The sequence below is a fragment of the Paraburkholderia phymatum genome, assembly GCF_040965635.1.
GTDB classification, from domain to species: Bacteria; Pseudomonadota; Gammaproteobacteria; order Burkholderiales; family Burkholderiaceae; genus Paraburkholderia; species Paraburkholderia phymatum_B.
On the sequence record NZ_JBFRCH010000001.1, the window covers coordinates 542,689 to 566,836 of the forward strand.

Annotated in this window: 22 protein-coding genes and 1 tRNA gene; 13 read left to right on the plus strand and 10 right to left on the minus strand. The window is 63.6% G+C overall.

Annotated elements, in window-relative coordinates; genetic code table 11:
• Positions 1-197: 197 nt before the first annotated feature.
• Both copC and AB4Y32_RS02470 read left to right on the plus strand, forming a co-directional pair.
• Positions 198-575: a copper homeostasis periplasmic binding protein CopC gene (copC, locus tag AB4Y32_RS02465; protein WP_368719805.1), complete on the plus strand. Its 378-nt coding sequence runs from the start codon at positions 198-200 to the stop codon at positions 573-575.
• Positions 572-1,501, plus strand: coding sequence for a CopD family protein (locus tag AB4Y32_RS02470; protein WP_368719806.1), 930 nt, complete (start codon positions 572-574; stop codon positions 1,499-1,501). The genes copC and AB4Y32_RS02470 overlap by 4 nt, the downstream gene beginning before the upstream one ends.
• 258 nt (positions 1,502-1,759) lie before the next feature.
• On the opposite strand, the gene AB4Y32_RS02475 is transcribed toward AB4Y32_RS02470, so the two are convergent.
• Together AB4Y32_RS02475 and dgoD are read right to left on the minus strand one after the other, a co-directional pair.
• Positions 1,760-2,062, minus strand: coding sequence for a hypothetical protein (locus AB4Y32_RS02475; RefSeq protein ID WP_368719807.1), 303 nt, complete (start codon positions 2,060-2,062; stop codon positions 1,760-1,762).
• Between the two features lie 303 nt (positions 2,063-2,365).
• Positions 2,366-3,514: a galactonate dehydratase gene (gene dgoD, locus AB4Y32_RS02480; RefSeq protein ID WP_368719808.1), complete on the minus strand. Its 1,149-nt coding sequence runs from the start codon at positions 3,512-3,514 to the stop codon at positions 2,366-2,368.
• A gap of 270 nt (positions 3,515-3,784) precedes the next feature.
• Here dgoD and AB4Y32_RS02485 point away from each other — a divergent pair, with 270 nt between their 5' ends.
• A complete protein-coding gene (locus AB4Y32_RS02485) occupies positions 3,785-4,477 on the plus strand; it encodes a FadR/GntR family transcriptional regulator (protein WP_368719993.1) in 693 nt (230 codons plus the stop codon).
• Positions 4,478-4,496: 19 nt separating this feature from the next.
• Here the strand turns inward: AB4Y32_RS02485 and AB4Y32_RS02490 are convergent, their stop codons facing one another.
• Complete coding sequence (locus AB4Y32_RS02490) at positions 4,497-6,035, minus strand: DHA2 family efflux MFS transporter permease subunit (RefSeq protein WP_368719809.1); 1,539 nt, start codon at positions 6,033-6,035, stop codon at positions 4,497-4,499.
• A 137-nt stretch (positions 6,036-6,172) separates the two neighbouring features.
• On the opposite strand from AB4Y32_RS02490, the gene AB4Y32_RS02495 reads away from it, so the two are divergent.
• On the plus strand, positions 6,173-6,616 hold the full coding sequence (locus AB4Y32_RS02495; protein ID WP_368719810.1) for a MarR family winged helix-turn-helix transcriptional regulator: 444 nt from the start codon (positions 6,173-6,175) through the stop codon (positions 6,614-6,616).
• A 100-nt stretch (positions 6,617-6,716) separates the two neighbouring features.
• Here the strand turns inward: AB4Y32_RS02495 and AB4Y32_RS02500 are convergent.
• From AB4Y32_RS02500 to AB4Y32_RS02515, 4 genes are all read right to left on the minus strand, one after another.
• Positions 6,717-6,793 (minus strand) — tRNA-Met (locus tag AB4Y32_RS02500).
• Positions 6,794-6,866: 73 nt separating this feature from the next.
• Entirely contained in the window at positions 6,867-8,525 is a 1,659-nt protein-coding gene (locus AB4Y32_RS02505; RefSeq protein WP_368719811.1) for an MFS transporter, read from the minus strand.
• 227 nt (positions 8,526-8,752) lie between these two features.
• Positions 8,753-10,300 (minus strand): sensor histidine kinase, encoded by a 1,548-nt coding sequence (locus AB4Y32_RS02510; RefSeq protein ID WP_368719812.1) that lies wholly within the window; start codon positions 10,298-10,300, stop codon positions 8,753-8,755.
• 9 nt (positions 10,301-10,309) lie between these two features.
• Complete coding sequence (locus AB4Y32_RS02515) at positions 10,310-11,101, minus strand: response regulator transcription factor (protein WP_368719813.1); 792 nt, start codon at positions 11,099-11,101, stop codon at positions 10,310-10,312.
• Positions 11,102-11,349: 248 nt separating this feature from the next.
• Between AB4Y32_RS02515 and recA the strand changes: the two genes are divergently transcribed.
• The 8 genes from recA (at position 11,350) to AB4Y32_RS02555 (ending at position 19,977) form a co-directional block, all read left to right on the plus strand.
• Positions 11,350-12,429, plus strand: coding sequence for a recombinase RecA (gene recA, locus AB4Y32_RS02520; RefSeq protein ID WP_368719814.1), 1,080 nt, complete (start codon positions 11,350-11,352; stop codon positions 12,427-12,429).
• Between the two features lie 7 nt (positions 12,430-12,436).
• Complete coding sequence (gene recX, locus AB4Y32_RS02525; RefSeq protein WP_368719815.1) at positions 12,437-13,234, plus strand: recombination regulator RecX; 798 nt, start codon at positions 12,437-12,439, stop codon at positions 13,232-13,234.
• A 175-nt stretch (positions 13,235-13,409) separates the two neighbouring features.
• Positions 13,410-14,159: a DUF2889 domain-containing protein gene (locus AB4Y32_RS02530; RefSeq protein WP_368719816.1), complete on the plus strand. Its 750-nt coding sequence runs from the start codon at positions 13,410-13,412 to the stop codon at positions 14,157-14,159.
• 55 nt (positions 14,160-14,214) lie between these two features.
• Positions 14,215-15,384, plus strand: coding sequence for an ADP-forming succinate--CoA ligase subunit beta (sucC, locus tag AB4Y32_RS02535; protein WP_090865524.1), 1,170 nt, complete (start codon positions 14,215-14,217; stop codon positions 15,382-15,384).
• Positions 15,385-15,496: 112 nt separating this feature from the next.
• On the plus strand, positions 15,497-16,378 hold the full coding sequence (sucD, locus tag AB4Y32_RS02540; RefSeq protein WP_368719817.1) for a succinate--CoA ligase subunit alpha: 882 nt from the start codon (positions 15,497-15,499) through the stop codon (positions 16,376-16,378).
• A gap of 160 nt (positions 16,379-16,538) precedes the next feature.
• Positions 16,539-17,261 (plus strand): TerC family protein, encoded by a 723-nt coding sequence (locus AB4Y32_RS02545; protein ID WP_368719818.1) that lies wholly within the window; start codon positions 16,539-16,541, stop codon positions 17,259-17,261.
• Between the two features lie 138 nt (positions 17,262-17,399).
• On the plus strand, positions 17,400-18,017 hold the full coding sequence (locus tag AB4Y32_RS02550; RefSeq protein ID WP_368719819.1) for a pilin: 618 nt from the start codon (positions 17,400-17,402) through the stop codon (positions 18,015-18,017).
• Between the two features lie 166 nt (positions 18,018-18,183).
• Complete coding sequence (locus AB4Y32_RS02555) at positions 18,184-19,977, plus strand: PglL family O-oligosaccharyltransferase (RefSeq protein WP_368719820.1); 1,794 nt, start codon at positions 18,184-18,186, stop codon at positions 19,975-19,977.
• A gap of 50 nt (positions 19,978-20,027) precedes the next feature.
• Here AB4Y32_RS02555 and moaC read toward each other — a convergent pair whose 3' ends face one another.
• On the minus strand, positions 20,028-20,504 hold the full coding sequence (gene moaC, locus AB4Y32_RS02560; RefSeq protein WP_368719821.1) for a cyclic pyranopterin monophosphate synthase MoaC: 477 nt from the start codon (positions 20,502-20,504) through the stop codon (positions 20,028-20,030).
• A gap of 232 nt (positions 20,505-20,736) precedes the next feature.
• On the opposite strand from moaC, the gene AB4Y32_RS02565 reads away from it, so the two are divergent.
• Complete coding sequence (locus tag AB4Y32_RS02565) at positions 20,737-22,425, plus strand: M48 family metalloprotease (protein WP_368719822.1); 1,689 nt, start codon at positions 20,737-20,739, stop codon at positions 22,423-22,425.
• On the opposite strand, the gene AB4Y32_RS02570 is transcribed toward AB4Y32_RS02565, so the two are convergent.
• Together AB4Y32_RS02570 and AB4Y32_RS02575 are read right to left on the minus strand one after the other, a co-directional pair.
• Positions 22,422-23,036 carry a DUF2946 family protein gene (locus tag AB4Y32_RS02570; RefSeq protein WP_368719823.1) on the minus strand — a complete coding sequence of 205 codons (615 nt, stop codon included), beginning with the start codon at positions 23,034-23,036 and terminating at the stop codon, positions 22,422-22,424. The genes AB4Y32_RS02565 and AB4Y32_RS02570 overlap by 4 nt on opposite strands.
• A complete protein-coding gene (locus tag AB4Y32_RS02575; RefSeq protein ID WP_439899711.1) occupies positions 23,029-24,114 on the minus strand; it encodes a hydrolase in 1,086 nt (361 codons plus the stop codon). Before AB4Y32_RS02575 ends, AB4Y32_RS02570 begins: the two co-directional genes overlap by 8 nt.
• Between the last annotated feature and the right edge of the window lie 34 nt (positions 24,115-24,148).

Here is a 24,148-nt window from a genome sequence, read left to right on the forward strand (position 1 = left end):
GTTGCGATGTCTCGCGCGCTTCGCTTTCACGATATTCACGCGCTATTCACGCGCGGCGCTTTGTTCGCGAAGTGATGCCACGCTACGCGATGAACGGCTCGGCATCGTTGAACTGAGTCGGCTGCGAGATATCGAAGCGTACTATTCCGACCGTTCTGCGTCCTTGCATGTCCCAGCGTTCCACTCATAGCCACCTTATGACTCTTTCCTTGCCATTGCGCTCGCCACTTCGCTGGCTTGCGGCGTGCGGCGCGTCGCTCGTCGTCGCGTCGAACGCCTTTGCCCATGCGACGCCGACGTCGCGCGAACCCGCGCCCGATGCCGAGATCGCAGCCCCTTCCGCAGTGACGATCCGCTTCAGCGAGCCGCTCGAACCGGCGTTCAGCAAGATCGTGCTCGTCGATGCGCATGGCAAGCGGGCGGCATCCACCGCTTCCGAAGTCGATCCAGCGGACACGAGGACCATGCGTCTCGCGTTGCAGCCGCTCGCGCCGGGGCGCTACACCGTGCAATGGACGGCCGTTGCCGAAGACGGACACCGCACCAAAGGCAGCTACGCCTTCAACGTCAAATGAGAGTCGACGGATTGTGGATCGGGCAGGTCGCGATGGCCGCGCTCATGAACATCGCGTTTGCGTTTGCCGTTGGTTCGGCGTTGCTCGGCGCGTGGCTCGCGAACGATGCGCAGGCGAAGATCGCGCCCGCGCGCCCCGCGTGGTTGCGCGCGCAGCGGTCGATGCAGGCTGCTGCGATCGTGCTCGTGCTGGCCGATCTCGGCTGGCTGCTCTATCAGGCGGCGGAAATGGCGGGCGTCGGCCTGCCTGAAGCATTCGGCGTCGTGCCGACGATGCTGTCGCAGACGCATGTCGGTTTCGCCTGGAGCGTCGCGTTTGGCGGCGCGCTCGTGCTGACGCTCGTATCGTTCGCACGGCAGAACAACATGCTGCGCAATGCGCTGCTATGGCTCGCCGTGATCGCGATTGCGGGCGGCAAGGCATCGCTCGGCCATGCGGCGGATGCGGGTCTTGGATCTGCCGCTATCGGCATGCAAACGCTGCATGTGCTCACGACTTCCGTATGGGGCGGCCTCGTGCTCGCATCAGGGTTCTCGGTGCTGCCGGCGCTCAGCACATCGATCGCGCGCGGCGTGATGATACGCACGGCGACCCAGTTGTCGAACGTATCGCTTGTTGCTGTCGTGTTCGTGCTGCTCTCAGGCGTGTTCAATGCCGCGCGCGGTGCGGGCGGGTCGTTCGACGCCATCACAGGAAGCACATGGGGACACGTGCTCACGCTCAAGCTCGTGCTCGTTGCGCTCGCGCTGGCGATGGGCGGACTGAACCGTTTTGCCGCGCTGCCGAGATTGCGCCGCACCGCCGCGACGATGGATGCGCGTACGTTCTCCAACGTGCTGTATCTCGAGGCGCTTGCGATGCTCGGCATCTTCGCCGCTGCGGCTGTGTTGTCGCATAGCGTGCCGGGGTATGTCGCGTTGGGTTGAACGCGAGTGTCTCGAACGTTTGAAGTACTCGAAGCGTTTGAGACACGTGAAGCGTTTGACACACGTGAAGCGTTTGAGACACGTGAAGCTTTTGAGACACGTGAAGCTTTTGAGACACGTGAAGCGTTTGAGGCATGCGAAGCGCTTGAAGCACGTGAAGCGTTTGACGCACGCGAAGCACTTGAAGCACGCTGAATCATCACGCAGGATTGCGCCGCACGACCCGACGCGCGGCGCCGATGCACGTCAATGCACGTATCACTCGCAGCCCAGCTTGTGCCCGACGATAGGCGCACAAGAAAGTGCGATCGCGCTGCCCGCCGCCTTGCCTTCGAGTTCCGCCGCTACCGCATGCGAACTCGTCATGTGCATCAGCAGGTCGAAAAATTCCGGCACGCAATAGAGAATCGCTGCGGCGAGGAAGCACTGTTCGATCGTCGCGATGCGCCAGCCGCGCTCGAACGCGATCGCCGCGCCGATTACGCGCAACACGCTGAACACCACCAGCGCGCCGACGGCCGCCTGTTCGCGGATCAGGTAGTCGGCAAGAAATTCGCCCATTGCGTCCTCTGCTTGAACGGATGTTTGCATCGCGTTCAGCAAGGAGCGGGCCATTCGTCGTGAAGCGCTGATTGGCAGGGCGAAGAGCCTTGTCCTTCAAGGGCTTTCGCGACGGTTGCGACGCGTGCGAAGGACGGCAACGCGTCGCCCGGCCAGTTATGTAACGTTACTGAAACGCCCTATGTGGCGAAGTTCGACGTAACGTCGGTGACAAAACGAACGGTTGTCAAATGACAAACGCCATGACAGATGCCACCCGAAGGCGGCGTCTGCTTCTTCATTCGCGATATGGCGCGAGCCTGCTTACCACTCGGCGACGCTGCCGTCCGCGTGACGCCAGACGGGATTGCGCCAGCGGTGGCCGATCTTCGCCATTTCGCGCACCTTGTCCTCGTTCACTTCGATGCCGAGCCCCGGACCTTGCGGGATCGACACGAAGCCTTCCTCGTATTTGAAGACTTCGGGGTTCTTGATGTAGTCGAGCAGATCGTTGCCCTGGTTGTAGTGGATGCCGAGGCTCTGTTCCTGGATGAACGCGTTGTAGCTGACGGCGTCGATCTGCAGGCATGTCGCGAGCGCGATCGGTCCGAGCGGGCAGTGCAGCGCGAGCGCGACGTCGTAGGCCTCCGCCATCGACGCGATCTTGCGGCATTCCGTGATGCCGCCCGCGTGCGATGCGTCCGGCTGGATGATGTCGACGTAACCGCCCGCGAGAATGTGCTTGAAGTCCCAGCGCGAATATAGACGCTCGCCGAGCGCGATGGGCGTGCTCGTCTGGTTGACGATGTCGCGCAGCGCCTCGACGTTCTCCGACAACACAGGCTCTTCGATGAACATCAGCTTGAACGGATCGAGCTCCTTCGCAAGCACCTTCGCCATCGGCTTGTGAACGCGGCCATGGAAGTCCACGCCGATGCCGACGTTCGGGCCCACGGCTTCGCGCACGGCCGCGACGTTGTTGATGACGCCTTGTACCTTGTCGAACGTGTCGATGATCTGCAGCTCTTCGGAGCCGTTCATCTTCACGGCCTTGAAGCCGCGCTCGACGACGGCGCGCGCGTTGTTCGCGACGTCGCTCGGACGGTCGCCGCCGATCCACGAATACACCTTGATACGGTCGCGCACCTGGCCGCCGAGCAGCGTGTGCACAGGCACGCCGTGGAATTTGCCCTTGATGTCCCACAGCGCCTGATCGATCCCCGCGATCGCGCTCATCGAAATTGGGCCGCCGCGATAGAAGCCCGCGCGATACATGACCTGCCAGTGGTCCTCGATGTTGCGCGGGTCTTTGCCGATCAGATAGTCGGAAAGCTCGTCGACGGCGGCCGCGACGGTGTGCGCGCGGCCTTCGACGACGGGCTCGCCCCAGCCGACGAGGCCCTCGTCCGTCTCGATCTTCACGAAGCACCAGCGCGGAGGAACGATGAATGTTTCGATTCGGGTGATCTTCATGGGTTGTCTCCTTTGCTGGCAAAGCCGGTTGCAGTTGATGAGCGCCTCGCTTCACCGACGGGTCGAGCGCGGCGCGGCAGTCGAGGAGCCACATGCTACAGCAAAATCGCGTTAAAGTAGTATTAATAGTATTATTTGGCGGAAGATTTTATCGGGCGATGCAGGGACCCGCGTTAGGTTTCGCGCGTCCGATCGCAGATAATCGCGAGCGGTTCGCGTCGCTTCGCTTCGCCAGGCGATGCCGCGCAACAGACCCATTCGACAATCCGCATCAGGAGAACGGACATTCAGCGAGACCTGCACGGCCGCGTCGCGTATTTGCTGGCGACGGCCATTCTGCGCGGCGACTATGCGCCGGAATCCGTCCTGCCGCGCGAAGCGGACCTGATGGAGACGTTCGGCGTGAGCCGCACGGTGCTTCGTGAAGCGCTGCGCACGTTGACGTCGAAAGGGCTGATCGAATCAAGGCCGCGCGTCGGTACGCGCGTGCGTCGGAAGACCGCGTGGAATCTGCTGGATGCGGATTTGCTCGACTGGTATTCGCGCGTCGCACCCGCGATGGACTTCGCGCTGAAGCTGCAGGAAATGCGCGAGATGATCGAGCCCTACGCGGCCGCGCTCGCGGCGGCGTCGCATGGCGACGAATCGTTCGGCGCGCTCGAGGCCGCGCATTCGGCGATGGCCGCGGCGCGCAACGTCGACGAATGGGTGCGCGCCGACCTGCAGTTCCATCTGAGCGTGCTCGCCGCATGCAGCAACGAGTTGCTGATACCGCTCGGCACGCTGATCGAGCGCACGCTCGAAGCGCAGTTGCGGCTGAACGCGAAACGCGCCGATGTGTTCAATGCGTCGCTAGGCGAGCATACGGCTGTGTTCGAAGCGATCCGCGACCGCGATGCGCCGCGCGCCCGTCACGCGATGGCGTCTCTGCTCGGCGTGACGCGAGGGCGGATCGAAGGCTGACGTATTTCCGCGCGCGACGTCAGTCCATCGCCGCATGCGCGGCGGATTCGCTGCTCGCGGTGCGCGACGGCCGAATCAGCAGCACGAGGGGAATGACGAACAGCGTTGCGACGAACATCAGCTTGAAGTCGTTCAGATACGCGATCATCGCGGCCTGCTGCGTGATCGATGCGTCGAGCACGGCGACGTCGACGCGTGAACCCGTCGCGAGTAGCGGCTGGACGATGGGATTGAACATGTTCACGTTCGCCGCGAGGTCCGAATGCGCGACCTGCGTGTTGCGCGTGAGCAGCGTCTGCACGATCGAGATGCCGATACTGCTGCCGATGTTGCGCATCAGGCTATAGGTCGCGGTGCCGTCGGCGCGCAGCGTTGGCGTGAGCGTCGAGAACGTCAGCGCGCTCAGCGGCACGAACACGAGTCCGAGGCCGAAGCCCTGGATCACGCCGGGCCACACGATGTTCGATGCCGACAGCACGATCGTGTACTGCATCATCTGCCAGAGCGCGAATGCCGACACGACGAAGCCGGTGAGCAGCATCAGGCGCGCGTCGATGTGCTTGAGCAGGCGGCCTGCGAGCAGCATCGCGAGCATCGTGCCGGCGCCGCTCGGCGCGGTGACAAGACCCGTTGTCGCGACGGGATAGTTCATCAGGTTTTGCAGCATCGGTGGCAGCAGTGCGCGTGTCGCGTACATCACCGCGCCGATGATGAAGATGAAAAACGTGCCCGTCGCGAAGTTGCGGTCCTTCAGCAACTCGTACTTGAAGAACGACGACTTGCCGACGGTCGCTGTGTGCGCAATGAAGAACGCGAAGCTGATCGACGCGATCAGCGCCTCGGCGACGATTTCATTCGAGCCGAACCAGTCGAGCTGCTCGCCGCGATCGAGCATCGCCTGCAGCGCGCCGATCGCGAGGCCGAGGGTCGCGAAACCGAAGGCGTCGAATTTCGTGTCGTGCTTCGGTTCGCGCGACGGAAGAAAGGTGAGCACGCCAAAGAGCGCGAACGCGCCGATCGGCAGGTTGATGAAGAAGACCCAGCGCCAGTTGTAGCTATCGGTGAGCCAGCCGCCGAGTGTCGGGCCGAGAATCGGGCCGACCATCACGCCCATGCCCCAGACGGCCATCGCCTGGCCTTGTTTCTCGCGCGGATTGATGTCGAGCAGAATCGACTGCGAAAGCGGCACGAGCGATGCGCCGAAGACGCCCTGCAACAGGCGCGACGCGACGATCTGCGTCAGCGTCTCGGACAGCCCGCACAGCGCCGACGCGACCGTGAACCCGCCGATCGCGAACATCAGCAGACGCTTGACGCTCAGCCGGTCCGACAGCCAGCCGGTGAGCGGCGTAGCGATCGCGGCCGCGACGATGTACGACGTGAGCACCCACGTGATCTCATCCTGCGACGCTGACAGACTGCCCTGCATGTGCGGCAGCGCGACGTTGGCGATGGTGCTGTCGAGCGTCTGCATCAGCGTCGCGAGCATGATCGCGATCGTGATCATCGGACGGTTCAGAGCGACGGCGGGCTTTGCTGCCGGCAAATCGGGGGTCATGAAGCGATAATTTTTGAATAGTAAGCATGCTTATTGTATAGGCAGCTGCTTTTTGTGAAAACGCTGAATTTCCCGGATAGCACGATTCGGTGGATGTTTCGGGCCGACGCAGCGGTGCCTCTTCGTATAATCGCGCGATGAAAAATCATTTCGACGAGCGATTCGGCTTTCTCATTTCTGATGTCGGCAGGCTGGTCGGCAAGCGGTTCGACGACCTCGCGCGGCTGTCGATCGATCTGACGCGCGCGCAATGCCGCGCGCTCGCGTATCTGTCGCATTACGGCGATATCAATCAGGCACGGCTCGCGGATCTGCTGGAGGTCGCGCCCATTTCGGCTGGCCGGCTGCTCGACCGGATGGAAGAGGGTGGATGGATCGAGCGCTTAGGCAATCCGCGTGATCGGCGCGAGAAGCAGATCCGCTTGACCGAGAAGGCCGAGCAGACGCTGGACGATGCGAAGAAAGTCGGCGATCAGATTGCGGCGGAGGGGCTCAGCGGATTGACCGACGAGGAAGTGAAGCAACTCATCGCGCTGCTGCAGAAGGTGCGGGGGAATCTGACGAGGATCGTGGAGCGGTGAGGGCGCACACGGCCCAGTTGGTTGCGCGGCCATCGATTTTTTGATGGGCGCCGGAATTGAAAAAGCCGCTGTTTCGTGAGAAACAGCGGCTTTTTGCATTTGGTGGCGAATCAGGGACTCGAACCCCGGACCTGCGGATTATGATTCCGTCGCTCTAACCGACTGAGCTAATTCGCCGAAAGAAGCGAAATTATGAAGATGCCGACAGAGACTGTCAACCCCCCGCCGGCATCTTTTTTGCGCGCGGCGCTCAGTCCTGCGCGTAGATGTTGGAGTCCTTGGTCTCCCGCACGAAAAGCAGGCCGATCACGAAGGTGCCCAGCGCGATCACGATCGGATACCACAGCCCCGAGTAGATGTTGCCCTTGGCCGCAACAATCGCGAACGCGGTCGCCGGCAGGAAGCCGCCGAACCAGCCGTTGCCGATGTGATACGGCAGCGACATCGACGTATAGCGGATGCGCGTCGGGAACATCTCGACCAGCATCGCCGCGATCGGCCCGTACACCATCGTTACGTAGATCACGAGGATCGTCAGGATCACGACCGTCATCGGCCAGTTGAGCTGCGACGGGTCGGCCTTCGGCGGATAGCCGGCAGTCTTCAGAGCCGTGCTCAGGGTCTTGTCGAACGTCGCGCCTGCTTCCTTGGCGCCTGCCGCCTTGCCCTCATACGTGTCGATGGTCGTGTCGCCGACCTTGATTTGCGCAAGCGTGCCCGCCGGCGCCGCCACGTTGTCGTAGTTCAGGCCGGCCTTCGACAGCGCGCTCTTCGCGATATCGCAGGACGACGTGAACTTGGCCGTGCCGACCGGGTTGAACTGGAACGAGCACTCGTCCGGATTCGCGATCACGACGATGGGCGCCTTTTGCGTCGCGGCCTCGAGAGCCGGGTTCGCGTAGTGCGTCAGCGCCTTGAACAGCGGGAAGTACGTCAGCGCCGCGATCAGGCAGCCTGCCATGATGATCGGCTTGCGGCCGATGCGGTCGGACAGCGAACCGAAGAACAGGAAGAACGGCGTGCCGATCAGCAGTGCGATCGCGATCAGAATGTTCGCGCTTGCGCCATCGACCTTCAGCGTTTGCGTCAGGAAGAAGAGCGCATAGAACTGGCCCGTGTACCAGACAACTGCCTGGCCGGCCGTTATGCCGATCAGAGCCAGAATCACGATCTTCAGATTCTTCCATTGACCGAACGCTTCCGAGAGCGGCGCCTTCGACGTCTTGCCTTCAGCCTTGATCCGTGCGAATGCCGGCGACTCGCGCAGTTGGAGGCGGATCCACACCGAAACGCCCAGCAGGAACAGCGATGCAATGAACGGAATGCGCCAGCCCCAGCTGCCGAACGCTTCTTCGCCCATCGCCGTGCGCACGCCGAGAATCACGAGCAGCGACAGGAACAGGCCGAGCGTCGCCGTCGTCTGGATCCACGAGGTGTAGAAGCCGCGCCGGTTGGCTGGCGCGTGTTCCGCGACGTAGGTCGCGGCGCCGCCGTACTCGCCGCCGAGGGCAAGGCCTTGCAGCAGACGCATCGCGATGAAGATCACCGGTGATGCGAAGCCGATCGCCGCATAGCCCGGCAGGAAGCCGACCACGCAGGTCGACAGACCCATGATGACGATCGTGATCAGGAACGTGTACTTGCGGCCGACCATGTCGCCGAGCCGCCCGAACACCAGCGCGCCGAACGGGCGCACCGCGAAACCGGCCGCGAAGCCGAGGAGGGTAAAGATGAACGCGGCCGTCGGATTGACGCCGGAAAAGAAGCTCTTGCTGATGTAGGCCGCGAGGGAGCCGGCCAGGTAAAAGTCGTACCACTCGAAAACCGTGCCCAACGACGACGCGAAAATCACCCGTTTCTCGTCTTTCGTCATCGGCGCGTGCGAGATTTGCCCGCTTACGGTAGCCATATGTCGTCTCCAGTATTGATATGAGTCGCGGTTCGCCTGGACAGGCGTTGCCGTGTAGCGATTATTGGAGCGGAAACTTACGGCGTTCTGACTCGGAACCCATGTTCTTGAGAGTGCTCGAATCCGACAAACGTCGGCCAATTCGATGCAATTTCTCCTGTTTGTGTCCTAATTGCTTGCAAACGGTCCGCATGCGATTGCTGACGCAAACGGCTCAAGCTGACGGATTAGGGTAAGTCCTGTGCACGATCCATCATCCGCAGGCTGACACGGACGAGCGTCCCGGCGAGGCGCGGCGACGTCTGATACACGTTGTCGTCGATGCTGAGCTTGCCGCCGTGCATCGTCGCGATTTCGCGGACGATCGCGAGACCGAGGCCGCTGCCGTCTCCTTCGCGTCCGAGAATCCGATAGAAGCGTTCGAGCACGCGTTCGCGCTCCGCGGGGGGAATGCCCATGCCCGTGTCCTCGACTTCCAGATGGGCCATCCGCGCGACATCGTCGCGCCGCACCCGCACGGTGATGCGTCCGCCGGCGGGCGTGTAGCGGATCGCGTTGTCGATCAGGTTGGACAGCATCTCGCGCAGCATGACGGGGTTGCCTTCGACTTCGATCGCTTCTTCGGGCGTTTCCGGCCCTTCGTAGCCGAGATCCATCTGCTTCGCGAGCGCGGCCTGGACCCAGTCGCGCACGGCGCTGCGGGCGACGTCGCCGATCTCGACGGGCGCGAATATCTGTCCGGACATGCGGTTTTCCGCGCGCGCCAGCGCGAGCAGTTGCGTGACGAGCCGCGCGGCATGCTCGGAACTGGTTGCGATCTGTTCGAGCGAACGATGCACTTCCGCCGACGCATCCTGCCGCAGCGCCAGTTCCGCCTGAGTGCGCAAGCCCGCGAGCGGCGTCTTCATCTGATGTGCGGCGTCGGCGATGAAGCGCTTCTGCAGCTCCATGTTCTGTTCGAGGCGGGTCAGCAGGTCGTTGAACGATGTGACGAGCGGCTCGATTTCCGGCGGCGCGCGGCGCGCTTCGAGCGGCGACAGGTCGTCGGGGCGGCGCGCGCGGATATGTGCCTGCAGCGCGTGCAGTGGCGCGAGGCCGCGCGAGAGCCCGAACCAGACGAGCAAAATTGCGAGCGGCAGGATCACGAACTGCGGCAGGATCACGCCCTTGATGATGTCGTTGGCGAGCGCGCTGCGTTTGTCGAGTGTCTCGGCTACCTGCACAAGCACGGGCTGCGCGCCGGAAGTCTGCGGAAACTCGACGGTCGTATAGGCCACGCGGATGTCGTTGCCGCGCAGCAGGTCGTCGCGAAACTCGACGATGCCCGGCTGCGGCCTGTCCTCTTCACGGGGAAGCGGCATGTCGCGATCGCCGGCGACCAGTTCGCCGCGCGTGCCCAGCACCTGATAGAACACGCTGTCGATGTTGTCGGCGCGCAGGAAATCGCGCGTCGACTCGGGCAGCGTCAGTTCGGCCACGCCATTGACGGGATGAATCTGTCGCGCGAGCACATACGCGTCGGTTTCCAGCGCGCGGTCGAACGGCCCGTTCGCAATCGACTTCGCGACCAGATACGTGACGGCAAGACTCATCGGCCACAGCAGCAGCAGGGGCGCGAGCATCCAGTCGAGGATTTCGCCGAACAGCGAGCGCGGACGCGTCTCCGCCGCCGCCTCGGTTTCGTCGGGCGGCGCGAACGGATTCGCGTAACGGGCGTCGCGGACTTCGTCGATATCCGCCGCGTGCGCCGTGGCGCGTGGTGCGCGGACGGACATGGAGCGCCTTTACTTGAAGTGGTGGCTGGCGGGCATTGCCGTCGACGCGGTCGCCTCGGATTGCTGTGGCGCCGGCGTCTGCGGCGATGCCTGATCGCTAGCCGTTTGTGGTTGCGTTTGCGTCTGCGGCGACGGCGCGGCCTTCTCAAGGCAGTAGCCAAGCCCGCGCACGGTGATGATGCGTACGCCGCTCGGCTCGATCTTCTTGCGCAGCCGGTGCACGTACACCTCGATCGCGTTGTTGCTGACTTCCTCGCCCCATTCGCACAGGTGATCGACGAGCTGTTCCTTCGAGACCAGCCGCCCGATCCGCTGCAACAGGACTTCGAGCAATCCTAGCTCACGCGCGGAGAGATCGATAACCTGCTCGTTGGCATAGGCAATTCGACCGATCTGATCGAACGACAGCGATCCGTGCCTGACGACGGTCGGTCCGCCGCCCGCGCCGCGCCGTGTCAGCGCGCGCACTCGTGCTTCGAGTTCGTTGAGCGCGAAGGGCTTGGCCATGTAGTCGTCGGCGCCGAGGTCCAGTCCCTTGACTCGCTCGTCGACGCTGTCGGCTGCCGTCAGGATCAGCACGGGCAGGCTCGAATTGCGCGCGCGCAGACGCCGCAGCACTTCGAGGCCGGACATTTTCGGCAGTCCGAGATCGAGAATCAGAAGGTCGAAAGTCTGCATCGACAGCGCGGTATCTGCTTCCGCGCCCGTCTTCACATGGTCAACGGCGTATGCCGATTGGCGGAGTGATCGGACGAGACCGTCCGCGAGTATGCTGTCGTCTTCGGCAATGAGAATTCGCATGTTGCGCCTTGCCCGGCCGGCACCGGGGCGCTCCGGCGCACAGCGTCTCCGAAAATTGTTTGTGGGTAGCGAGTGTGGCCCGCTTCGCACATGTGGACGTCCGCATGCGATTCGGGCTTGCCAAAACTACTGTTTTTTTATACAGTGTCTGCGTTTAGCGTGCTGGATGTTCATACCGTGTTTAAAGCGGTGTCGAATCAGCCGGTGCACCTGCCTCAGACGCCGTTCATCATAGCAAAGGACGATTCATGGAAGAAAGCAAGAAAGGCTCGGCTGGACTGACTGCGGAAAAGAGCAAGGCCCTTGCGGCCGCGCTTGCGCAGATTGAAAAGCAGTTCGGCAAGGGGTCGGTCATGCGGCTCGGCCAAGGTGAGGCAGTCGAAGATATCCAGGTGGTCTCGACGGGATCGCTGGGCCTCGACATCGCGCTGGGCGTCGGCGGTCTGCCGCGTGGCCGTGTGGTGGAAATCTACGGGCCGGAGTCGTCGGGCAAGACCACGCTGACGCTGCAGGTTGTCGCCGAAATGCAAAAGCTCGGCGGCACGGCGGCGTTCATCGACGCGGAACACGCGCTCGACATCCAGTACGCACAAAAGCTCGGTGTGAACGTGAGCGACCTGCTGGTCTCGCAGCCGGACACGGGCGAACAGGCGCTCGAAATCGCGGACGCGCTGGTGCGTTCGGGCTCGATCGACATGATCGTGATCGACTCGGTTGCGGCGCTCGTGCCGAAGGCTGAAATCGAAGGCGAAATGGGCGATTCGCTGCCTGGCCTGCAGGCGCGTCTGATGTCGCAGGCGCTGCGCAAGCTGACGGGTACGATCAAGCGTACGAACTGCCTCGTCATCTTCATCAATCAGATCCGCATGAAGATCGGCGTGATGTTCGGCAATCCGGAAACCACGACGGGCGGCAACGCGCTGAAGTTCTACGCGTCGGTGCGTCTGGACATTCGCCGTATCGGTTCGATCAAGAAGAACGACGAAGTGATCGGCAACGAAACGCGCGTGAAGGTCGTGAAGAACAAGGTATCGCCACCGTTCCGCGAGGCGATCTTCGACATCCTGTATGGCGAAGGCATCTCGCGTCAGGGCGAAGTCATCGATCTCGGCGTGCAGGCGAAGATCGTCGACAAGGCCGGTGCCTGGTACAGCTACAACGGCGAGCGTATCGGCCAGGGCAAGGACAACGCGCGTGAATTCCTGCGTGAAAATCCCGAGATCGCGCTCGAGATCGAAAACCGTATCCGCGAGTCGCTCGGCGTGAGCGCAATGCCGACGGACGCCGCAGTGAATGCGGACGCGGAAGTCGCGGGCGAAGAAGAATAATCGTCGCGTGATACGCAAGGGCCATCCCGTTTATTCGCGCTCTGCTTCCGCCAGGGACGCAGGACGGGATGCGGGCCTGCGTGACGACGAGGCATTCGAATCGTCGTCACGCCCATCTTCAGTTTCATCTGCGTCTGTGGCCTCGCCGCGTACACACGACTCGTCATCGGACGATTTCGATCCGTTCGAATCGTTCGATGCCCACGATCGTGCAGCGGGGCTCGGTCCGTCTCCCCGTCCGTCTCCTCCCAATCGTCCGGGCGACGGCAGCGGCGAGACCACCTACACCCGATCACGTCGTCAGCCTGGCGAAGCCAAATCTGCCGATACGGCAAGCCGCACAGCACAACGTTCCGCGCGTTCGCTCAAAGGCCGTGCGCTCGGCTACCTTTCGCGCCGCGAATACAGTCGCGCCGAGTTGTCACGCAAGCTCGCGCCCTACGCGGAGGAGGGCGAATCCATCGACGAACTGCTGGATTCGCTCGAAAGCGAAGGCTGGCTCTCCGATTCGCGTTTCGCGGAAAGCCTGATCAATCGGCGTGCGTCACGCATGGGCGCGGGCCGCATTCTCGGCGAACTCAAGCGCCATTCGGTCGGGCAGGCGCTAGTCGAAGAAGTCGGCGCGCAGTTGCGCGAAACGGAACTGGCGCGCGCTCAAGCCGTATGGCGCAAGAAATTCGGCCAACTCCCCGAGACGCCCAATGAGCGAGCGAAGCAGGCGCGATTCCTTGCCGCGCGCGGTTTTTCGCAGGCGATCATCGGGAAAATCCTCAAGGGTATCGACGAAGACTGGGCGTCGGAATAAGGCGAGCAAGTCGGGCGCGCTGCATGACCGAAGCACCGGATGAAACGCGCTCAACCTGTGCCGTGTCGCAAACTCCGCGCAAGGCGCGGCGGAACAAGCTACTGCGGCTTCGGCCAGGCTCAAATACCCAGTATGCTAAAATTCAACGGTTCTTCAATCCGGCCTTTTTTCTCGCATGCCGCTTTCCCCGCCAGTGTCCCGACAATTGCGCCATCGCCGCGCAATCCGAGTGGACGCATACGAGCGTGAAGATGGCCTGTGGGATATCGAGGCGTGCCTCACCGACGAAAAGCCACGTGACGTGGCGCTTGCGTCGGGTGTCCGGCCGAACGGCCTGCCGATCCATGAACTCTGGCTTCGCATCACGATCGATCGCAAGCTCAATGTCGTCGACGCCGAAGCGTCGTCCGACTGGGTGCCGTATCCCGGTCTGTGTGAAGCCTCCAATCCCGCCTATCGCGCCCTCATCGGGCTCAATCTGTTCCGCAACTTTCGTCGTGATGCCGCCCGCTTGCTCGCGGGCACGGCTGGCTGCACGCATCTCACGGAGTTGTGCGCAGTCCTGCCGACGGCAGCCATCCAGGCATTCGCCGGCGACGTGTGGAACACCGCGAGGGGAAAGCCGGGGGACTGGCAGCAAGCAGGTTCGCAGAACGGATCGGCAGACGGCTCGAGCCAGCACGCACAGGGCAGCAACGGACAGGACGTACAAAACAACGCTTCGAACGAACACGCGAGCGGTCAAGCAAGCGAGCAATCAAACGACAAACCGCCATTCCAGTTGGGCCGCTGCCATGCGCTGCGATTCGACGGCGAGGCGGTGCGCCAGTTTTATCCGCGCTGGTATGGCCACGCGCCGCGTTCGGCGGATCGCGCGGACGCCGCACCCAACGGACAGGTCGTGAAGACGGCCCATCCCGAGTAAGCGGTCCAGGCGGAAGCGAAGTTCAATCCAACTCTCAGACTGAAGGGAATCACGCATGAAGATTCACGAGTACCAGGGTAAGGAAATCCTGCGGAAATTCGGAGTCGCGGTACCGCGCGGCAAGCCGGTCTTCTCGGTGGACGATGCGGTCAAGGCCGCTGAAGAGCTGGGCGGCCCGGTCTGGGTCGTGAAGGCTCAGATCCACGCGGGTGGCCGTGGCAAGGGTGGCGGCGTGAAGGTCGCGAAGTCGCTCGACCAGGTCCGCGAATACGCGAACCAGATTCTCGGCATGCAGCTGGTCACGCACCAGACGGGCCCGGAAGGCCAGAAGGTGAATCGTCTGCTGATCGAAGAAGGCGCTGACATCAAGAAGGAACTGTATGTCGGTCTCGTGATCGATCGCGTGTCGCAGAAGGTCGTCGTGATGGCCTCAAGCGAAGGCGGCATGGACATCGAGGAAGTCGCTGAGAAGACTCCAGAGGCGATCCACAAGGTCGCGGTCGACCCTTCCAAGGGTCTGCAGGATTCCGAAGCCGACGATCTCGCGAAGAAGATCGGCGTGCCCGACGCATCGATTCCGCAAGCGCGCGCAATCCTTCAGGGCCTCTACAAGGCATTCTGGGAAACGGACGCATCGCTGGCCGAAATCAACCCGCTGATCCTGACGGGCGAAGGCAAGGTGATCGCGCTGGACGCCAAGTTCAACTTCGACTCGAACGCACTGTTCCGTCATCCGGAAATCGTCGCTTACCGCGATCTGGACGAAGAAGATCCCGCTGAAGTCGAGGCATCGAAGTTCGACCTCGCGTACATCTCGCTCGACGGCAACATCGGCTGTCTCGTGAACGGCGCGGGCCTCGCAATGGCGACCATGGACACGATCAAGCTGTTCGGCGGCGAACCGGCGAACTTCCTCGACGTCGGCGGCGGCGCGACGACGGAGAAGGTCACGGAAGCCTTCAAGCTGATGCTGAAGAACCCGAACCTGACGGCGATTCTCGTCAACATCTTCGGCGGCATCATGCGTTGCGACGTGATCGCGGAAGGCGTGATCGCTGCTTCGAAGGCGGTCGATCTGCAAGTGCCGCTCGTCGTGCGCATGAAGGGCACGAACGAAGACCTCGGCAAGAAGATGCTGGCTGACTCCGGCCTGCCGATCATCTCGGCGGACAGCATGGAAGAAGCTGCGCAGAAGGTCGTCGCGGCTGCCGCAGGCAAGGCCTGATCGCCCCGGCGCTTATCACCGGATTACGAATGGCGGCGTGCGAGCGGCGCGGGTAGAGAGTTTTGCCGCAAGACGCTAAAGCGCATGTCGCCAAACGAACAGAGGTCAATACATGTCGATTCTGATCAACAAAGACACCAAGGTCATCACGCAGGGCATCACCGGCAAGACCGGTCAGTTCCACACGCGCGCATGCCGTGAATACGCAAACGGCCGCGAAGCGTTCGTCGCGGGCGTGAACCCGAAGAAGGCTGGCGAAGACTTCGAAGGCATTCCGATCTACGCGAGCGTCAAGGAAGCGAAGGCAGAAACGGGCGCGACCGTCTCGGTCATCTACGTGCCACCCGCAGGCGCTGCTGCTGCAATCTGGGAAGCCGTCGAAGCCGATCTCGATCTCGCGATCTGCATTACGGAAGGCATCCCCGTTCGCGACATGATCGAAGTGAAGGACCGCATGCGCCGCGAAGGCCGCAAGACGCTGCTGCTCGGACCGAACTGCCCGGGCACGATCACGCCCGACGAACTGAAGATCGGCATCATGCCGGGCCACATCCACAAGAATGGCCGCATCGGCGTCGTGTCGCGTTCGGGCACGCTGACGTACGAAGCAGTCGGCCAGCTGACGGCGCTGGGCCTCGGCCAGTCGTCGGCAGTCGGTATCGGCGGCGACCCGATCAACGGGCTCAAGCACATCGACGTGATGAAGATGTTCAACGACGATCCGGATACGGACGCGGTCATCATGATCGGTGAAATCGGCGGCCCGGACGAAGCGAACGCGGCGTACTGGATCAAGGACAACATGAAGAAGCCGGTGGTCGGCTTCATCGCCGGCGTCACGGCGCCTCCGGGCAAGCGCATGGGCCACGCAGGCGCGCTGATCTCGGGCGGTGCGGACACGGCAGAAGCGAAGCTGGAAATCATGGACGCCTGCGGTATCAAGGTTACGAAGAACCCGTCGGAAATGGCCCGCCTGCTGAAGTCGGTCCTGTAAGTCGCCTGGCGATAGCGCCCGGAAACGCCCGCTGGTTGCGGCGTTTTTTGGTACTCTTACGATATTCTTTCGTAAGACGCAGTTCAAAGCGAGGGAGCGAGCGATTGCTCCCTCGCTTTTTTGTTGCCTGCGGCTTTCGCCACCTTTTATTCTGCTTTCCATGCTCGAGTTCCTCACCACGCTCCATTGGGGCGCCGTTTTTCAGATCATCGTCATCGACATTCTTCTGGGTGGCGATAACGCGGTCGTGATCGCGCTTGCCTGCCGCAATCTGCCGGCTGCACAGCGTACGAAGGGCGTGCTGTGGGGCACGCTGGGCGCGATCCTGCTGCGGGTGATGCTGATCGCATTCGCCGTCGCGCTGCTTGACGTGCCGCTGCTCAAGTTCGCGGGCGGCCTGTTGCTGCTATGGATCGGCGTGCGCCTGCTCGCGCCCGCACCCGATGCGCACGCGAACGTCAAACCCGCCGACAAGCTGGTCACCGCTATCAAAACGATCATCATCGCCGATGCCGTGATGAGCCTCGACAACGTGATCGCGATTGCAGGCGCCGCCGAGGCCGCCGAGCCGCATCACCGGATTGCCCTCGTCGTGTTCGGCCTGTTCGTCAGCATTCCGCTGATCGTGTGGGGCAGCCAGCTCGTTCTTAAGCTGCTGGACCGCTACACGATCGTCATCACCGTCGGCGGCGCGTTGCTCGGCTGGATCGCGGGCGGCCTCATCGTCAACGACCCGGCGGGGGACCGCTGGCCGATCCTCGACACGCCCATTGCCGAGTACGGCATGCGCATCGCCTGCGCGTTGTTCGTCGTGATAGCCGGCTACGCGCTCAAGCGGCGAAACGCGGCGCGCATCACGGGCACGCCGCCCGGAATGCATTGATGCCATTCACTCTACCGATACATTCGCACGTGCACCATTGGCCATTCGGCTGACTGCCGGCGCCATTCGCGGCTCGCTACGATCGAAGCACCTGTCCTGATTCCCGGGGCAGGCGCTTTCGTTTTGAGGAGTCTGCCTATGATCGCTACTGTTGCCGTTGCTTCGTTGTCCACGCTTCATGCACCCGGGCGGCGAGCCCGTTCGTTGCCCCCATGGTCCGCCGCGCTTGCGCGTATCGGGCGATTCTGCGGCTTCACCCTGATCGAGCTGATGATCGTGCTGGCGATCGTCGGCGTGATCGCGGCGTATGCCATTCCCGCCTATCAGGACTATCTCGCACGCAGCCGAGTCGGCGAGGGGATGTCGCTGGCGGCCGCTGCGCAGCTGACCGTCGGCGAGAACGCCGGCAGCGCCAACGCGTTCGGCAGCGGATATGCTTCGCCGCCCGCCACGCGCAATGTCCAGTCGATCCACATCGACGACGACACGGGCCAGATCACCGTCGCGTTCACTGCGCGCGTCGCGCTGGACGGAGCGAATACGATCGTGTTCGTGCCGTCCGCGCCCGATAACGCGGACACGCCGACTGCGCGCGTCGCACTTGCGAAGGGCGCGGCGCAGAAGGGCACGATCACGTGGGAATGTTTCGCGGGCGGCAAGGCCGCATCGTCGCTGCCCGCGCCGGGCGCCGGACCGATGCCCATCGATGCTCCGACGTTGTCGTCGAATCTCGCGCCGCCTGAGTGCCGCAGCTGATGGGAACTCGATGACGAGTGGCGCGTCCTGAATCTGTTGAACACCGTCAAGGGTCACGGCAAAAGCTTTCGCGCCGCGGCCCGATTCGAGGTTATTTCGGCCGGCCGGCGCACAGCGCAAGGATTTTTTTGTATAGTGCGCCGGTTGCTGAGATCCCCGGTTACTCATGTCCAACCCCTTTGCGCGTTACCTGTCCTTATTCCTGTTGGCTTGTGCGTTGATCCTGCCGTATGCCGTCGTCAACCACACGTACCCGATCCCGACGTTCTATGCCGAATTCACGGCGCTGTCGCTCTATCTGCTGCTGGGCGCGGGCGTCGCCTTTCTGGTGTCGACGGCCCGGCCGCGCGTGGCGTTCGCGTCTCCCGTGGTTGCGCTGGTGCCTCTGGCGTTCGGGCTCGTGCTGATCGCGCAGTCGATCGTGCTGCCCGTCGCGCAGCCGTCGATGAACTGGCTCGGCGCGGGCTTCCTGCTTGCCGCGTTCATGGCGGTGCACGCGGGCTATGGGTTCAGCCGGACGAATCTGTCGGAGACCGTGATGACAGTGGCCGCCTTCGCGTTGGTGATCGGCGGGCTGTTTGCCGTCTTTTGCCAGGTGATCCAGTTGTTCCACCTGGAGGTGAAGGTGACGCCGCTCGTCGTCGCGTACAACGTGACGTCGGAACGCCGGCCGTTCGGCAACATGGCGCAGGCGAATCACCTCGCAACCTGCATCGCGTTCGCGACGGCGGGCGCGATGCACCTCGTGCAGACGCGGCGCATCAACGTCTTCATCTGGCTGCTGGTATCGGCGATTTACTCGGGCGGCTTTGCGTTGACCGTGTCGCGCGGTCCGTGGCTGCAGATGGGGGTGATTGTTGTCGCGGGCTTCTGGATGGCGTTCGCCGAGCAGCGCCGCAATGCGTCCCGACGCCGCGGCAGTCGCGAGTGGCTGTTGCCCGTCGTGCTCGCCGTGCTGTTCATCGTGGTGAATGCGGCGATCCGCTGGGCGAACCTGCATTACGACCTCGGTCTTGCCCGGTCCGCGGCGGAGCGCATGAAGGACGCAGGCCAGATCGCGCCGCGTATCGCGCTGTGGAAATACGGCTTCACGATGTTCCGCACGCACCCGTTGCTCGGCGTCGGTTGGGGCGAATTTCCGCGCTACGAGTTCGATCTGGCCAAGGCGCTGGGCGGCGTGGAGATCGCGAACAACTCGCATAACATATTTATCGATCTGCTCGCAAAGACGGGTCTGATCGGCCTCGGCATCGTGTTGCTCGGGCTGGGCTCATGGTTCGTGCGCGTCGTGCGCGTGCCGCATACGTCTGCGCGCGTGTTCGGCCTCGCGATGATCGGCGTGCTCGTGATGCACGCGCTCGTCGAATATCCGCAGCAGTACATGTTCTTCCTGTTGCCCGCGATGTTCGTGTTTGGCCTGCTCGACACCAAACCGCTGCGCCTGATTCCGGGCGGTGTGTCGTTCGGCGCGTTCGTCGTGATCGTGTTCGGCGGGTTGGCTGCGCTGTATCCTGTCTATCGCGATTACGCGCGCTCGGAGGTGCTGTACTACGGTTCGCGTCCGTTCGACCAGTATCGCGAGGACCCGTCGTTCCTGTTCGGCGCATGGGGCGAGTACGGCATGGCGACGCTTCTTCCGATCAACGCGCAGGATCTGCCGCACAAGCTCGCAATGCATCGTCAGGCGATCGCGCTGCTGCCGGGCGAAACGGTGCTGCGTCGCTATGCGGTGCTGCAGGCGCTTGCCGGCGACACGAACGGCGCATTCGATACCGTCGACCGCCTGAAGATTTTCGCGGAAGAGCTGCACGACTGGCCTTCGCAGCTCGCGTATCTGTACGATCTTTGCGATCAGCAGAAGACGCTGGCCGCGTTCAAGGCGGAGCTGCTGAAGAAGTACGGAACGCCGCCGAAGGGCATCAATGACAATGACGAGGAAGATGGCGACGACGAAAGTTGAGTCGCCCGTTCCGATGTCGTAGAAACGAGAGCGGCGTGCTCAGCGCGCCGTCACTCCGCCACCCAATCCCCCGACTTCCCGCCATGCTTCTCCATCACCTTGACATCGGTGATGGTCATGCCGCGATCCACCGCCTTGCACATGTCATAGACAGTCAGAAGGCCGACCTGAACAGCTGTCAGCGCCTCCATCTCGACACCCGTGCGCCCCAACGTCTCGACCTGCACGCGGCAATGCACGGCGGGCACCGTCTCGTCGAGTTCGAAATCGACGGCTACGCGCGTGAGCGCGAGCGGATGACAGAGCGGAATCAGATCGGCGGTGCGCTTGGCGCCCTGGATCGCGGCGATGCGCGCGATGCCGATCACATCGCCTTTCTTCGCTTCGCCTTTGCGGATCAGCTCGAACGTCGCGGGCAGCATGCGGATCGATCCGCGCGCGACGGCGATGCGCTTCGTTTCCGCTTTGCCGCCGACGTCCACCATATGCGCCTGGCCGGCTGCATCGAAATGAGTGAGTTCGGGCATGGTTGGCTCCTTCAAAGGGCGCCTATCATAGCAGCGCAGGATGCCGCCGCGCTCTCGGGCGCGAACCGCCATGAGTTCACGATAACCTGGATCGCGTGAAAGCGCCCGATCGCGCGCGGGCCGCTGCCCAGGCGTTTTAGCAAGTCTGCGCATCCGGCGCACTCGGTACAATCGCAACAGGCCCGTTCCTTCCGGCCCCTTACGCCGCTTTCGATTTCGCCTATCGTCCGCAATGCGTCTGAAACGGTTTATCGCTGCGTTGTTGTCCGTCACGCTCGCCGTTCCGCCCGCGATCGTCGCGCAACCGTCGAGCACCTCGGAGCTGCCGCTCGTCACCGGGCCGCTCGACGCGTATGGCGATGCCTCCGTGCCGCACGACATCGCGCAAGGCGTGTTCGGCATGTATGGCGGCGCGCAGGCGCGCCTCTCGGGCAACCCCGGCGGCAATGCGAGCCTGCGCGCGCCGATGTCGACACAACAGTTGCCGGACCTCGGCGACGGCTCAGGCGGAACGCTCACGCCCCAGGCCGAGCGCAAGCTCGGCGAGCGCGTGATGCGCGAAATCCGCGCCGATCCCGACTATCTCGACGACTGGCTGGTGCGCGACTATCTGAACTCGATTGCCGCGAAGCTTGCCGCCGCTGCGGTCGCGCAATATGTGGGCGGCTATCGTCCGGATTTCGACCTGTTTGCGATGCGCGATGCGCAGATCAACGCGTTCTCGCTGCCGGGCGGTTTTATCGGCGTGAACACGGGCCTGATCGTCGCGACGCAGACGGAATCGGAACTCGCATCGGTGCTCGGTCACGAAATGGGCCACGTGTTGCAGCGGCACATCGCGCGCATGATCACGGCGGGCGAGCACAGCGGTTACGCGGCGCTGGCGGGCATGCTGCTCGGCGTGCTGGCGGGCGTGCTCGCGCATAGCGGCGATCTGGGCAGCGCGATCGCCGTCGGCGGGCAGGCCTACGCGGTCGACAACCAGTTGCGCTTCTCGCGCGCGGCCGAGCACGAAGCGGACCGCGTCGGCTTTCAGCTGCTCGCGGGCGCGGGCTACGACCCATACGGGATGGTCGCGTTCTTCGAGCGGCTCGATCGCGCGTCGATGAGCGACGCGGGCGCGCCCGCCTACGCGCGAACGCACCCGCTGACGGGCGAGCGTATCGCCGACATGTCCGACCGCGCGCGCCGCTCGCCGTACCGGCAGCCGCGCCAGTCGTCGGAATACGCGTTCGTGCGCGCGCGGGCACGCGTGCTGCAGGACCGCTCGCGCAGCGAGTACGCGGACGACATTTCGCGCATGCGCTCGGAGATCGAGGACCGCACCGCGATCAACGTGGCGGGCAACTGGTACGGCATCGCCTACGCACAGACGCTGCTCGAACGTTACGACGACGCAGCCGCAGCGCTCGCCCATGCGCGCGCTGCGTTCGAGTCGGCCGAGCGTGCGGAGGGCGGCGCGACGCGCGGTTCGCCGAGCCTCGACGTGCTTGCCGTCGATATCGCGCGGCGCGCCGGCCGCAACGACGAGGCCGTGCGCCTCGCAGAAATCGCGCAAAAGCGCTGGCCGCAATCGCACGCGGCCATCGAGATGCATTTGCAGACGCTCCTCACCGCGCGCCGTTTCAGCGAGGCGCAAGTGCAGGCGCTGCGCGAGACGCGCGCCGATCCGCAGCAGCCCGTCTGGTGGCGCTATCTCGCGCAGGCGAGCGTCGGCACAGGCGATGCGCTGACGCAGCATCGCGCGCTCGCGGAGAAGTTCGCGCTGGAAGGGGCGTGGCCGTCGGCGATCCGGCAGCTAAAGGAAGCGCGCGACATCAAGTCGGTCGGCTATTACGACCTGTCGACCATCGACGCGCGTCTGCATGAACTCGAGGCGCGCTACAAGGAAGAGCGCGAAGACGAAAAGAACAGCAGCTAGCGCGCGGACTTGTCCGAACCGGAGGCTGGCTCTGCCGCGGCGCGCGCGGCCGGGCTTGCGACGAATCCGAAGCGCTTCTCGACTTCAGCCTTGCGCACCGGCTTCAGCGTCAACGCGATATCGTCGCGCCAGAGGAACTGGCCGCTTCGGCCGTCGCCGGCAAGTTCCGCGTGCTCGGAGAACAGGTCGAGGTCGTGATCGTGCAGGACCGCGATGCGCGCGGGCGATGATTTGTCCGTGAAGAGAATGCCGCCTTCGTCGTCGAGATACGTGGCGGCGGGTTCGAACGCTGCGCCCGCCTGATCGGTCAGCGTGAGCTTGCCGGTCGCGTCGTCGGTGGCGAGCCGCACGACGAACGGCGTGTAGACGAGTTCGACGTACACGCGCTGCGGCCCGTTCTGGAAGAACCATTGGCCGTGTTCATCGGCTTCGTAGTTGCGGTTGATAAAGCCGAGCAGCGCGGTATGGCGGATCGGCTCGCCGAGCGCGCCCGCCGCTTGCGCCGCTTCGTCGCGCATGCGCCAGTTGCCGCGCCTGTCGAGCAGCAGCCAGCCGGTGCAATGCGGCACGTTCGGCCATTTGGCGAGTGCCTGCCTGACGATGTCATCCATGGTGCGTGAACGGATCGAAGTAGCCGAAGACGCGGCGCGAAAGCCAGTCGATACGGCCGGGGAAAGGGCCCGTCATGAAGCCGACGTGCCCGCCGTGCTCCGGTTGATCGAGTTGCACCGCCGATGATACCTCGCCGCGCGACGGCAACACGCCGCCAGGCAGGAAAGGGTCGTTGCGCGCATTCAGCACGAGCGTCGGCACGGCAATTTCCGGCAGCAGCGGGCGGGTGGTCGCGCGGGTCCAGTAGTCGTCGGCATTGCGGAAGCCGTGCAGGGGCGCCGTCACGATGTCGTCGAACTCATACATCGTGCGGCTTGCGAGCACATCGTCGAGATCGAACAGGCCCGGGTACTGCGCGAGCTTTTGCTGCGCCTTCTGCTTGAGCGTCTTCAGGAAGCTGCGCGTATAGATCATGCCCAAGCCTTGCGACAGCGCGCGTCCCCCGGCGTGCACATCGAGCGGCGCGGAGATCGCCGCGGCCGCCGCGACGATCGACGCATCCTCGCGGCGCTCGCCGAGCCAGCGCAGCAGCACGTTCCCGCCCAGCGACACGCCTGCCGCCACGATCGGCCCCGTGTGCCTCTCACGCAGACGGCGCAGCACCCAGTCGACTTCGTTGCTGTCGGCGAGGTGGTAGAAGCGCGGCAACAGGTTCATCGAACCACTGCAACTGCGAAAGTGCGGCACGACGCCATGCCAGCCCCGCGCGTAAGCGGCCGCCATCAGCGTGCGCGCGTAATGCGAGTCCGAGCTGCCTTCGAGTCCGTGAAACAGCACGAAAAGCGGCGCGTCAGCGCGCGCGCGATAGCCGGTGAGAGGATCGCGTGCGAGCCAGTCGAGATCGATGAAATCGCCGTCGGGCGTATCCCAGCGCTCGCGCCGGTACGCGACCACGGGACGGCGGCCGAACAGGGCGGGGACGATCGTCTGGATGTGGCTGTTGGGCAGCCAGAGTGGGGCGCGGTAGAGCAGGTCGACGGTCGCCTCGACGGGAATCCCCATCGCAGTCTCTACGGCAGCCGCCGCTGCACCGAGAGCCGGTCTGGAAGAAGCTTTCTTGTCGTGGGTCGTGCTCATGCCAACACCGGTATTCAAGCGAAGCCTCGAGGCA

What these genes read in the sequence shown, in the direction of transcription:
- copC (WP_368719805.1), top strand. Translation starts at nt 198, where the DNA reads ATGACTCTTTCCTTGCCATTGCGCTCGCCACTTCGCTGGCTTGCGGCG.
- AB4Y32_RS02505 (WP_368719811.1), bottom strand. Translation starts at nt 8,525, where the DNA reads ATGGCTACCGTAAGCGGGCAAATCTCGCACGCGCCGATGACGAAAGAC.
- moaC (WP_368719821.1), bottom strand. Translation starts at nt 20,504, where the DNA reads ATGCCCGAACTCACTCATTTCGATGCAGCCGGCCAGGCGCATATGGTG.
- recA (WP_368719814.1), top strand. Translation starts at nt 11,350, where the DNA reads ATGGAAGAAAGCAAGAAAGGCTCGGCTGGACTGACTGCGGAAAAGAGC.
- AB4Y32_RS02575 (WP_439899711.1), bottom strand. Translation starts at nt 24,114, where the DNA reads ATGAGCACGACCCACGACAAGAAAGCTTCTTCCAGACCGGCTCTCGGT.
- AB4Y32_RS02475 (WP_368719807.1), bottom strand. Translation starts at nt 2,062, where the DNA reads ATGGGCGAATTTCTTGCCGACTACCTGATCCGCGAACAGGCGGCCGTC.
- AB4Y32_RS02550 (WP_368719819.1), top strand. Translation starts at nt 17,400, where the DNA reads ATGATCGCTACTGTTGCCGTTGCTTCGTTGTCCACGCTTCATGCACCC.
- dgoD (WP_368719808.1), bottom strand. Translation starts at nt 3,514, where the DNA reads ATGAAGATCACCCGAATCGAAACATTCATCGTTCCTCCGCGCTGGTGC.
- AB4Y32_RS02545 (WP_368719818.1), top strand. Translation starts at nt 16,539, where the DNA reads ATGCTCGAGTTCCTCACCACGCTCCATTGGGGCGCCGTTTTTCAGATC.
- AB4Y32_RS02470 (WP_368719806.1), top strand. Translation starts at nt 572, where the DNA reads ATGAGAGTCGACGGATTGTGGATCGGGCAGGTCGCGATGGCCGCGCTC.
- AB4Y32_RS02495 (WP_368719810.1), top strand. Translation starts at nt 6,173, where the DNA reads ATGAAAAATCATTTCGACGAGCGATTCGGCTTTCTCATTTCTGATGTC.
- sucC (WP_090865524.1), top strand. Translation starts at nt 14,215, where the DNA reads ATGAAGATTCACGAGTACCAGGGTAAGGAAATCCTGCGGAAATTCGGA.
- AB4Y32_RS02565 (WP_368719822.1), top strand. Translation starts at nt 20,737, where the DNA reads ATGCGTCTGAAACGGTTTATCGCTGCGTTGTTGTCCGTCACGCTCGCC.
- AB4Y32_RS02490 (WP_368719809.1), bottom strand. Translation starts at nt 6,035, where the DNA reads ATGACCCCCGATTTGCCGGCAGCAAAGCCCGCCGTCGCTCTGAACCGT.
- AB4Y32_RS02555 (WP_368719820.1), top strand. Translation starts at nt 18,184, where the DNA reads ATGTCCAACCCCTTTGCGCGTTACCTGTCCTTATTCCTGTTGGCTTGT.
- AB4Y32_RS02570 (WP_368719823.1), bottom strand. Translation starts at nt 23,036, where the DNA reads ATGGATGACATCGTCAGGCAGGCACTCGCCAAATGGCCGAACGTGCCG.
- AB4Y32_RS02515 (WP_368719813.1), bottom strand. Translation starts at nt 11,101, where the DNA reads ATGCGAATTCTCATTGCCGAAGACGACAGCATACTCGCGGACGGTCTC.
- AB4Y32_RS02530 (WP_368719816.1), top strand. Translation starts at nt 13,410, where the DNA reads ATGCCGCTTTCCCCGCCAGTGTCCCGACAATTGCGCCATCGCCGCGCA.
- AB4Y32_RS02510 (WP_368719812.1), bottom strand. Translation starts at nt 10,300, where the DNA reads ATGTCCGTCCGCGCACCACGCGCCACGGCGCACGCGGCGGATATCGAC.
- sucD (WP_368719817.1), top strand. Translation starts at nt 15,497, where the DNA reads ATGTCGATTCTGATCAACAAAGACACCAAGGTCATCACGCAGGGCATC.